7 protein-coding genes and 1 pseudogene are annotated in these 10,237 nt (G+C 67.9%); 6 read left to right on the top strand and 2 right to left on the bottom strand.

Translation table 11 applies throughout. The features are described 5' to 3' along the window. Positions 1-355 (top strand): annotated as a pseudogene (locus NJF35_RS23545) (hypothetical protein); the annotation flags it as partial. Positions 356-357: 2 nt separating this feature from the next. Then, a complete protein-coding gene (locus NJF35_RS23540) occupies positions 358-627 on the top strand; it encodes a PAAR domain-containing protein (RefSeq protein WP_225790682.1) in 270 nt (89 codons plus the stop codon). 47 nt (positions 628-674) lie between these two features. Here NJF35_RS23540 and ilvA read toward each other — a convergent pair whose 3' ends face one another. After that, complete coding sequence (gene ilvA / locus NJF35_RS23535; RefSeq protein ID WP_253091543.1) at positions 675-2,237, bottom strand: threonine ammonia-lyase, biosynthetic; 1,563 nt, start codon at positions 2,235-2,237, stop codon at positions 675-677. Positions 2,238-2,420: 183 nt separating this feature from the next. Next, positions 2,421-2,858 (bottom strand): PACE efflux transporter, encoded by a 438-nt coding sequence (locus tag NJF35_RS23530; protein ID WP_225790684.1) that lies wholly within the window; start codon positions 2,856-2,858, stop codon positions 2,421-2,423. A gap of 211 nt (positions 2,859-3,069) precedes the next feature. On the opposite strand from NJF35_RS23530, the gene wecB reads away from it, so the two are divergent. From wecB to NJF35_RS23510, 4 genes are read left to right on the top strand one after another with little or no spacing between them, the layout of a single operon-like run. After that, entirely contained in the window at positions 3,070-4,224 is a 1,155-nt protein-coding gene (gene wecB, locus NJF35_RS23525; protein WP_253091542.1) for a non-hydrolyzing UDP-N-acetylglucosamine 2-epimerase, read from the top strand. Continuing rightward, positions 4,221-6,395 (top strand): cyclic di-3',5'-guanylate-activated glycosyltransferase NrfB, encoded by a 2,175-nt coding sequence (gene nrfB / locus NJF35_RS23520; RefSeq protein WP_253091541.1) that lies wholly within the window; start codon positions 4,221-4,223, stop codon positions 6,393-6,395. Before wecB ends, nrfB begins: the two co-directional genes overlap by 4 nt. Continuing rightward, positions 6,392-9,376 carry a phage receptor gene (locus tag NJF35_RS23515; RefSeq protein WP_253091540.1) on the top strand — a complete coding sequence of 995 codons (2,985 nt, stop codon included), beginning with the start codon at positions 6,392-6,394 and terminating at the stop codon, positions 9,374-9,376. Before nrfB ends, NJF35_RS23515 begins: the two co-directional genes overlap by 4 nt. Next, complete coding sequence (locus NJF35_RS23510) at positions 9,376-10,215, top strand: DUF4434 family protein (protein ID WP_253091539.1); 840 nt, start codon at positions 9,376-9,378, stop codon at positions 10,213-10,215. The genes NJF35_RS23515 and NJF35_RS23510 overlap by 1 nt, the downstream gene beginning before the upstream one ends. The last annotated feature ends 22 nt before the right edge of the window (positions 10,216-10,237 follow it).

Here is a 10,237-nt window from a genome sequence, read left to right as displayed (position 1 = left end):
CGAGAAACTGCTTCCCGTTCTACTCACCGCCTGCGATACCCATGTCGAGCGCATCGCCCTGACCTCCCGCGAACTCGACTCCGGCAACTTCGAATTCGGCTCCCCCTTCGAAGCGGTCTACCCCGCCGAAATCCTGGCTATCCTCAACCTGCGCCGCTCTTTGGGTCTGGCCAACCCGTTCATCGATCACCCGTTGATGAAAACGCCCTACGCCGCACTGACGTGCCCGCCAGGAACGCGCTTCGAAAAAGATGAGTTGCTCGAACGTTTCCTGTTGGCCGCTCGAAAGCACGACCCCGAGGTTGTTCCGGAGGGTCTCTACGAAGCCGTGCAACACCTCCCTACGGAGCACTAAGAATGTCCAGACAAGGTGCAATTCGAAAGGGCGACTCCCACTCGGGCGGTGGCCGGATGACCGAGGGCAACGGCGTGCTCATCGATGGTCGTCGACAATGCGTGTTGGGAGACCGGGCCCAATGCGCGCTGCATGGCGGCCCGTTCGCGCTAGTCTCCAGCGGGGACAACAGCGTGCTGTTCAACGGCACGCCGCTGGCATTCGAACCTGCTGAGCTGGCTTGCGGCTGCCGGGTTTCGTCCTCCTGTGCAGCCGGTCATGCCAAAGGATGAGGTCGTGCTGACTGCCCCCCCTCGACAGGCCGGAACAGGCGACGTCTCTACCCCAGGAACAACCGATACGCCGGGTTCTCGGTCTCGTCCCAATACCGATACCCCATGCCCTCCAGCGCTTGGGGCAGCCCCGGCAGCTCTTCCACCGGCACCTCCAGCGCAGCGAACACCCGTGCCTCGGCCGCGCCGTGGTTGCGGTAGTGGAACAGGCTGATGTTCCAGCGCTTGCCCAAACGCTCCAGGAAACCCAGCAAGGCGCCGGGCCGCTCAGGGAACTCGAAACGCAGCACCCGCTCCTCGGCGCCCGGCGCGGCGTGGCCGCCGACGGTATGGCGCACGTGCAGCTTGGCCAGCTCGTTGTCGGTCAGGTCGAGCACCTCGTAGCCCTGCGCGCGCAGGCTGGCCAGCAACTGCTCGCGCGGGTCGTGTTGTGAGTGGGTCTGCACGCCAACGAACAGCCGCGCTTCCTTGCCTGGGTAGTAGCGGTAGTTGAACTCGGTGATCTGGCGCTTGCCCAGGGCACGGCAGAAAGCGCGAAAGCTGCCCGGGCGCTCGGGGATGGTCACCGCGATGATCGCCTCGCGCTGCTCGCCCAGTTCGGCGCGCTCGGCCACATGGCGCAGGCGGTCGAAGTTGACGTTGGCGCCGGAGTCGATGGCGACCAGGGTCTGCCCCTGCACGCCTTCGCGGGCCACGTAACGCTTGATGCCGGCGACCGCCAGGGCGCCGGAGGGTTCGGTGATCGAACGGGTGTCGTCATAGATGTCCTTGATCGCCGCGCACAGCTCGTCGCTGCTGACCGTGATGACCTCGTCGACGAAGTGGCGGCACAGCTCGAAGCAGTGGGCGCCGACCTGGGCCACCGCCACGCCATCGGCGAACGTGCCGACCTGCGGCAGGATCACCCGCTCGCCCGCGGCCAGGGCGGCCTGCAGGCAGTTGGAGTCCTCCGGTTCGACGCCGATCACCTTGACCTCGGGGCGCAGGTACTTGACGTAGGCGGCGATGCCCGCCACCAGCCCACCGCCGCCGACCGGCACGAAGATCGCATCCAGCGCGCCCGGGCGCTGGCGCAGGATCTCCATGGCCACGGTGCCCTGCCCGGCGATCACGTCCGGATCGTCGTAGGGCGGCACGAAGGTCGCGCCTTCGCTGTCGGCCAGCTGCAAGGCATGGGCCAGGGCGTGGGGAAAGCTTTCGCCATGCAGCACCACCTGGCCACCGCGCGAGCGCACGCCCTGGACCTTCAGTTCTGGCGTGGTGGTGGGCATGACGATGGTCGCCCGCATGCCCAGGTGCGACGCCGCCAGGGCCACGCCCTGGGCGTGGTTGCCCGCCGACGCGGTGATCACCCCGCGCTGGCGCTGGGCCGGGCTCAGGCGTGAAAGACGGGTGTAGGCGCCGCGGACCTTGAACGAGAAGGTCGGCTGCAGGTCCTCGCGCTTGAGCAGCACCTGGTTGCCCAGGGTGGCCGACAGCGCCGGGGCCGGTTGCAGGGGCGTCTCGATGGCCAGGTCGTACACGGGGGCAGCGAGAATGCGCCGGACCTGCTCCGACAGCAGTTGCTGGGGCGTGGCCGGAGTACGGGGGCTGACGTTGAGGTTGGTCATCGATGACTCCTGGGGGTTGTTCAAGTGCCCGGGAGTCAGAGAGAAAGAACCCGCCTCCAGGGCGGGTTCGGTGCAAGTACGCGCTAGCCCGCCAATCCGATAATGGCGGTAATAATGCTGAGGGCGCGAAGTTGCGGGAAGGTATTCATGGTCGGGAAACTTATCCCGGCGCCCGGCATGAAGTCAACAGCCTTTCGCCGCTTCCTGAGCCGAGACCGGCACGTCGAACACTTTGTCGAACCCCCACTGGAAGACGAACGCATAGACGAAGAAGAACACGAACAGCGCCAGGTTGGTGACCAGCGCCGCCCACAGGCTGATGTCCAGCCAGTAGGCCACCAGCGGCAACAGGATCAGCACCAGCCCACCCTCGAAACCCAAGGCGTGCAGCAAGCGGCGCAACAGGGTACGGCTGCGCTTGCGCTGGCGCGCCTCCCAGCGCTCGAAGGCCCAGTTGAAGGCCATGTTCCAGCTCATGGCGATGCCCGACATCAGGATCGACAGCACCGTCGACTGGGCCATGCCGGCCCCGAACGCCAGCTCCAGCGCCGGTGCCACGCACGCCACGGCGATGACCTCGTAGAGAATGGCCTGGACGATCTTGCGGGCCTTGCCTTGCATGTAGCGTTTCCTCCAGAAAAGCCACACGTTACAAGCTACGGGCGACAAGTAAAAGCGCGAGTGTGGATGCCATTGCACATGCATCACATCCTTGGCGGCGTCTCGACGTCCTGATTGGACAACCCCAGCATCGCCTGCTTGTATCTAACACCTACAAAGCAAGACGCAATCGTACAACTTCGGACAAGGAATCGGACGGAGGAACGAGACGATGCCCCACACCGTCATGATGGTATTCGGTACCCGCCCCGAAGCGATCAAGATGGCCCCACTGGCCCGTGTCCTGCGCGAGTGGCCCGAGATCGACCTGCATATCTGCTCCACCGGCCAGCACCGGGAAATGCTCGAGCAGGTCCTGGACGCCTTCGGCCTCTCCGTCGACCAGGACCTGAAGGTGATGACCCGCAACCAGACCCTCAACGGCCTGGCCCGCGACCTGCTGGACAAGCTCGAGCAGACCTACGCGCAGATCCAGCCGGACATCGTGCTGGTCCACGGCGACACGACCACCAGCTTCATCGCCGCCCTGGCTGCGTTCCACCGGCACATCCCCATCGGCCACGTCGAGGCCGGGCTGCGCACCGGCAACCTGCAGCAACCCTGGCCGGAGGAAGCCAACCGACGCCTGACCGGGGTGCTTGCCGACCTGCACTTCACCCCCACCAGCAAGTCCGCCGACAACCTTCTGCGCGAAGGCGTGCCGGCCACCCATGTGGAGATCACCGGCAACACGGTGATCGACGCCCTGCTGTGGATGCGCGACCACCTGACCCAGACCGCCTGGAAGCCTGCCAGCGACTCCCCGCTCGCCGTGCTGCGCGACGACCAGCGCCTGGTGCTGATAACCGGCCACCGCCGGGAAAACTTCGGCGCCGGCTTCGAGCGCATCTGCCTGGCCCTGGCCGAGCTCGCCCTGCGCTACCCGGACGTACAGTTCGTCTATCCGGTGCACCTCAACCCGCACGTGCAACAGGCCGTCTACGGCGTGCTTTCGCACCAGCCGAACATCCACCTGGTCGCCCCCCAGGACTACCAGCACTTCGTCTGGCTGATGGACCGCGCCTACCTGATCCTCACCGACTCCGGCGGCATCCAGGAAGAAGCCCCGGCCCTGGGCAAGCCGGTGCTGGTGCTGCGCAAGGTCACCGAGCGCCCGTCGGTGCTCGAAGGCGGCACGGTCAAGCTGGTCGGCACCCAGACCGAGCGCATCGTCAGGGAAACCAGCCAGTTGCTCGACGACCCCCAGGCCTATGCGCAAATGGCCAGGGTCTTCACGCCCTTCGGCGATGGCCATGCCAGCGAACGCATCGCCGAACGCCTGGGCCGCTGGTTCGTGGAGCGCGACAGCGGGCGAGACGACGCATGAGCCTGGTCTTCATCGACATCCTCACCTATGTGCTGTTCGGCCTGAAACTGCTGGCCATCGTCCTGGCCACGCTGATGTTCCTGCTCGGCCTGGACGACCTGTTCATCGACATCTGCTACTGGGGACGCAAGCTGATCCGGCGCTTTCGCATCTACGACAAGTTCGAGAAAGCCGACGAGAAACGCCTGTTCGAGGTCGCGGAGAAACCCCTGGCGATCATGGTCCCGGCCTGGAACGAGGTGGGCGTGGTCGGCGAAATGGCGCGCCTGGCCGCCTCGACCATCGACTACGAGAACTACCAGATCTTCGTCGGCACCTACCCCAACGACCCGCAGACCCAGGCCGACGTCGACGCCGTGTGCCTGCACTACCCCAATGTGCACAAGGTGGTCTGCGCACGCCCCGGCCCCACCAGCAAGGCCGACTGCCTGAACAACATCATCGACGCCATCCTGCGCTTCCAGCAGGACGCCCGCATCGAGTTCGCCGGCTTCATCCTGCACGACGCCGAGGACGTGATCTCGCCGATGGAGCTGCGGCTGTTCAACTACCTGCTGCCGAACAAGGACATGATCCAGATCCCGGTGTACCCCTATGCGCCGGAGTGGAAGGGCTTCACCGCCGGGCACTATGTCGACGAGTTCGCCGAGAACCACGGCAAGGACGTCATCGTCCGCGAGGCGCTGACCGGCCAGGTGCCTAGCGCCGGCGTCGGCACCTGCTTCAGCCGACGCGCCATCGGTGCCCTGCTCGAGGACGGCGACGGCATCGCCTTCGACGTGCAGAGCCTGACCGAGGACTACGACATCGGCTTTCGCCTCAAGCAAAAGGGCATGAAATGCATCTTCGCCCGTTACTCCATCACCGACCCGGCGCTGGCCCTCGAACAGCCATGGCGCCCGGGTATGAGCCGCGAGTTCGCCCAGGTGATCTGCGTGCGCGAGCACTTCCCCCGCGACTGGCAGCACGCGATGCGGCAGAAGTCGCGGTGGATCGTCGGCATCGTGTTCCAGGGCACCAGCAACCTGGGCTGGAGCCGCAAGGGCGCGCTCAACTACTTTCTCTGGCGCGACCGCCGCGGGCTGTTCGCCTACCTGCTGAGCTTCCTGGTCAACCTGTTGCTGCTGGTGCTGCTGGCCATCTGGCTGGTGACGGTGATCGCACCGGAGTCCTGGCGCTTCATGTCGATCCTCGGCGACAGCCGGCTGCTCTCCACCCTGCTCTGGCTCAACGGCCTGCTGCTGGTCAACCGCCTGTTCCAGCGCTGCTGGTTCGTCACCCGCTACTACGGCATCGGCGAAGGCCTGCTGTCGGCACCGCGGATGATGTGGAGCAACTTCGTCAACTTCTTCGCCAACCTGCGGGCCCTGCGCCAGGTCATGGAGATGGGCGACTCGCGACGGGTCGCCTGGGACAAGACCACCCATGAGTTCCCCGCCCTCGCCTCGCCGGCACGTCCCCCCCTGGGCCAGCGCCTGGTGGCCAAGGGCCTGATCACCGACGAGCAACTGCAGCAGGCGATCACCAGCCCGGTGCGCCGGCGCCTGGGCCGCGAGCTGCTGTTGCGCGGTTGGCTGACCAGCGAGCAACTGGTCGAGACCCTGGCCGAACAACTGGACCTGCCCTGGGCACCGCTCAACCCGTTCAAGATCCCCCCTGAGCTGATCGCCAAGCTGCCACGGCGGTTGGCCACCCACTATGGCGTGCTGCCGGTGGACGAGGATGGCGACACCCTGGTGCTGGCCAGCGAAAGCCCGGTCAGCCAGGTTTCCCTGGGGGTCATCAGCCGCCAGCTCAAGCGCCCGGTGCGCTGCCGCCTGGCACCCCAGGGCCGGGTCACCCTCGGCCTGCGCCACCACTACCCCAGCCCCTGGCAGACGGCGCAGACCCAGGCGATGCTCGCAGTCCTGGCGCAGCACCAGGACGACGCCGAGCTGCTGGAGAAGGTCAGCGTGCACCAGGTCATGCTCGGCGCCTTGCTGCAGGTACGCGGCATGGTGCCAGTACCCCTGTTCAACCAGGCGCTGATCGACTTCGATCCGGAGCGCATGAGCCTGGGCGAACACCTGATCGCTCGCGGCATCATCACCGAACAGGTGCTCGAACAGGCCCTCGCGGAACAGGCCAGCGAACAGCAGGCCGCCTATGACCTGACCCGGGAGGTGGCATGAAGCCCCGTCTCGCCCTCCCCCTGGCCGGCCTGTTGCTGTGCACCTCCGCCCTGCCCACCCTGGCCGCGCCCATGAGCGATTTCCAGCGTTTTCGCAGCTACCCCTTCATGGAGCGTGGCTACCGTGAGGCCCAGCGCGACAACTGGCAGGAAGTCGAACGGCTGACCCGCCACGTGCTGGAGCGGGTCCCCAACAACGACGAGGCCCGCGCCCTGCTGGCCGAGGCCCTGGCGCACCAGCGCCGCTACAAGGAGGCCCAGGCCATCGCCGAGCAGCTCGCCAACAACCCCGACTATGCAGACGCCCTGCTGGAGCTGCGCCTGACCTGGATCGAACAGGACCCACCCGCGGCCAGCCAGGTGGAAGGCTGGATCGCCGACAGCGCCGGCAACCAGCGGGTGCGCCTGTGGCAGGCCTACAGCCTGAGCCTGGCCAAGTTCGGTGGCGCCGGTCGAGCCCTGGACTGGCTCAACCACCTGCCGCCCCGTGACGACGGCATGGTGCTGCGCCTGACCCGCGCTACCTTCGCCGAGCAACTGCGCAACTGGAGCGAAACCATCGAGCAATTGCAGCCGCTGGCCGACCAGGGCCAACTGAGCACCGAGGACTGGCAGCGCCTGGCCAATGCCTACGTGCAGCAGCTCGATGAAGAAGGCCTGGAGAAGCTGCTGGCCAGCGCACCGTCCGAGCGCATCGCCAACCAGGCCCGCCTGGCCATGGCCAACCGCGCCATCGCCGTCGGCCACAACCAGCAGGCCCAGCACTGGCTGCGCTCGCTGCCGACCGAACAGTTGCAGCAGCCCGAGCAGCGCCGTCAGCTCTGGGAGCTGGCCCGCGCAGGCAACGACGCCGCCCTGGTGCAACGCCTGAGCAACGCGCTGCAGCGGCCCTGCCTGGAAACCGTCGAGTGGCTGTCGCGTCGCGATCCGGGGTTGGCCCGCGAGCAGCTCAAGGGTTGCGCCGCCAGCGACGATCCGCGCGCCTACGCCGTGCTCCGGCAACGCCTGTACGGCGACCCGCCGCAACCCCGCACCGCGGCGCAGTGGGAGCAGCGCTACCGGCAGAGCGGCGACCTGGCCGCCCTCGAGCAGGCCAGTTTCATGCTCGTGAAACAGGGCCACAGCGAACGCGCCCGACAGCTGCTGGAACACGCCTACGACCGCCGCCAAGGCCGCCTGACACCTGGGCTGCTGCAGCGCCTGGGCAATCTGCATGCACGCGATGACACGCCACTGGATAGCCGGCGCGTGCTCAGCCTGGTCCCCCGGGTCGACCCCGCCACCCGCGCCCAATTGCTCGGTCGCCTGGCCGAAGCCGGCCAGTGCGACGCGGTGCGCCAGGCGATCCCCGCCACGCCCAGCGAAGTCGGCCAGTACCGGGCCCTGGGCCGCTGCGCCATGCCCGGGCAGCCAGGCGAGGCCGTAGTCTACTACCAGGCCGCCGAACGCCTGGGCGACCGCAGTAGCCGCCTGCCCCTGGCCTATGCCCTGGAGGCGGCCGGCGACTCCGAGGCGGCCGTGCCGATCTGGCGCAGCCTGCCGGACAGCGAATGGACCGACAACGCCCGCATGACCGCCGCCCGCGGCGCCCTCGACCTGGGCGATGCCGACAGCGCCCGCCGCCACTGGGACGCCGCCGCGCACCGCAGCGCTGACGACTGGGCGCTGGGCGCGGCCATCGCCCAGCGCCAGGGCGAGCCAGCCACTGCCCTGGACTTCCAGCGCCAGGCCCTGCGCCACCAGCCCCGTGCCGATCACTACTACGCCGCAGCCAACACCGCGCAACAGGCCGGCGACAGCGCCCAGAGCAGCGCCTGGCTGGCCGAGGCCGTACGCCTGGCGCCGGACCAGCCGCGCTACCGCGCCGACCATGGCATGCGCCTGGCCGGCTCGGCGGACAAGCAGCAACGCGGCGCCGCCATCCCCTACCTGGAACAGGCCACCCGCGACTTTCCCGAGGACTACCGTATCGGCGAGACCCTCGCCCTGCGCTACGCCGAGGCCGAGGACAGCGCCGCCGCCCGTCGCGAGCTGCGCCGGGTCATCGACGTGGAGGAGCACCTGGTGGACGGCGATGACGAGCAAGGCAGCCTGGAGGCACGTCAGTACCGCCAGCGCCGCGCCCACGAGACCCTGTCGCGACGCGACAGCATCACCTTGGCCAGCACCTGGTCGCCGGCCGGCACCTCGACCAACGACAACTTCCGCGACAGCGGCCGCACGCAGCGCAGGGCCCAGTCGCAGAACGTCCAGCTGGCCATGTGGGACCATGCCCTGGGCGAGGAACCCAGCCGCAATGGCAGCACCTTGTCGGTCTATGGCCGGGTGCTGTTCGGCGGCCAGAGCCGTACCGACTACGCCCAGAGCCTGGGCACCGGCGTCGGCCTGCGCTACAAGCCGTTCGGCCAGGCCAACCTCAACCTGTACGCCGAGCTCTATCACCAACGGCAGGTCGAAGACAGCCACTACGGCGGCCTGAGCCTGGGCGAGTTGCTCAGCCCGGCGAAGGTCGGTGGCAACTGGGGCGACTTGCGCCATCACGCCGAATCGAGCAACGACCTGCTGCTGCGCGCCACCGCCTCGTTCCTCGACCAGGGCGCCTGGCGCAACGACTGGCGCATCGACGAGGACCAATGGAACGAGCGCTTCCTCTACCTCGATGCCGCCTGGTGGACCCGCGCCGGCGACCATGCCTGGCTGTCGCGCTACCAGCAGGGGCACGCCTGGAAACTGCCCGGCAACTCACCGCAAACCCTGATGCCCTATGGCTTCCTCGAATTCGCCAGCCAGGACCCGAGCAACGACTGGCGCCAGGACCTGCGTACCGGCGTAGGCGTGCGCTGGCAGTGGTGGTTCGACGACGACCGCTACAACGCCTACCGTGGCTCGCTGAAAGTACGCGCCGAATACCAGCAGTCGCTGGGCGGCAACCTCTACGAGCGCGCCAACGGCGTGCTGCTGGGTGTGGAGATGACCTTCTGATGCGCACCTTCCTGGCTACCTGCCTGCTCGCGCTGTGCCTTGCGGCGCAGGCCGACCAGCGCCTGTTCTACCAGCCGCTCAACCGCGATGCGGCCCTGACCCCCGCCCAGTGGCAGCAGCTGTGGCAGGCCACCGTGGCCCAGGGCGGCAAGACCCTGATCGTGCAGTGGAGCGCCTACGGCGACAGCGATTTCGGCGGTGCCCAGGGGTGGCTTGCGAACAGCCTGCGCGAGGCCCGGGCCCAGGGCCTGGAGCTGGTACTGGGCCTGTACATGGACCCTGCCTACTACTCGCGCCTGGAAGCGCTCGACGGTGACGGCCTGGGCGCCTACTGGAAGGCCCAGCTGGGCCGCTCGCTGGGCCAGTACCAACAGGTGCGTGCCACTTGGGACCTGGCCGTGGCCGGCTGGTACCTGCCCCTGGAGCTGGACGACCTGCACTTTCGCGATGCCGCCCGTCGCGAGGCCCTGTACCGCCAGTTGCAGGCCTTCAACCGCCGGTTGGACAAGCCCCTGCACCTGAGCGCCTTCAGCGCCGGGCACCTGTCACCGCGGGTCAATGCCGCCTGGCTGGACCAGTTGGCCGGCCTGGGCTTGACTGTCTGGTGGCAGGACGGTGCCGGCACCGCGCGGCTGCCGCCGCTGGTGCGCCAGGGCTATGAGCAGGCGCTGCCCTGCCGCGTCGGGATCGTGCGCGAAGCGTTTCGCCAGGTGAGCGCGGCCGGCCAGCCATTTCGCGCAGAGCCGGCCCAGCCCGCGTTGGCCGGTGGCTGCCATGCCGAGGCGGTATTCGCCCTGCGCTATCGACCCTGGGCACGTAGCCTGCTACCCCTGCGATGAGTGCCTGCGCCACTGGTTTGCC

Origin of the sequence: Pseudomonas guariconensis (assembly GCF_024127895.1) — a bacterium.
Classification (GTDB): Bacteria; Pseudomonadota; Gammaproteobacteria; order Pseudomonadales; family Pseudomonadaceae; genus Aquipseudomonas; species Aquipseudomonas guariconensis_B.
This window is presented reverse-complemented; position numbering and strand designations above follow the sequence as displayed.

Excerpts from the sequence above, each read along its gene's own strand:
- NJF35_RS23540 (WP_225790682.1), top strand. The coding sequence starts at position 358 with ATGTCCAGACAAGGTGCAATTCGAAAGGGCGACTCCCACTCGGGCGGT.
- ilvA (WP_253091543.1), bottom strand. The coding sequence starts at position 2,237 with ATGACCAACCTCAACGTCAGCCCCCGTACTCCGGCCACGCCCCAGCAA.
- NJF35_RS23530 (WP_225790684.1), bottom strand. The coding sequence starts at position 2,858 with ATGCAAGGCAAGGCCCGCAAGATCGTCCAGGCCATTCTCTACGAGGTC.
- wecB (WP_253091542.1), top strand. The coding sequence starts at position 3,070 with ATGCCCCACACCGTCATGATGGTATTCGGTACCCGCCCCGAAGCGATC.
- nrfB (WP_253091541.1), top strand. The coding sequence starts at position 4,221 with ATGAGCCTGGTCTTCATCGACATCCTCACCTATGTGCTGTTCGGCCTG.
- NJF35_RS23515 (WP_253091540.1), top strand. The coding sequence starts at position 6,392 with ATGAAGCCCCGTCTCGCCCTCCCCCTGGCCGGCCTGTTGCTGTGCACC.
- NJF35_RS23510 (WP_253091539.1), top strand. The coding sequence starts at position 9,376 with ATGCGCACCTTCCTGGCTACCTGCCTGCTCGCGCTGTGCCTTGCGGCG.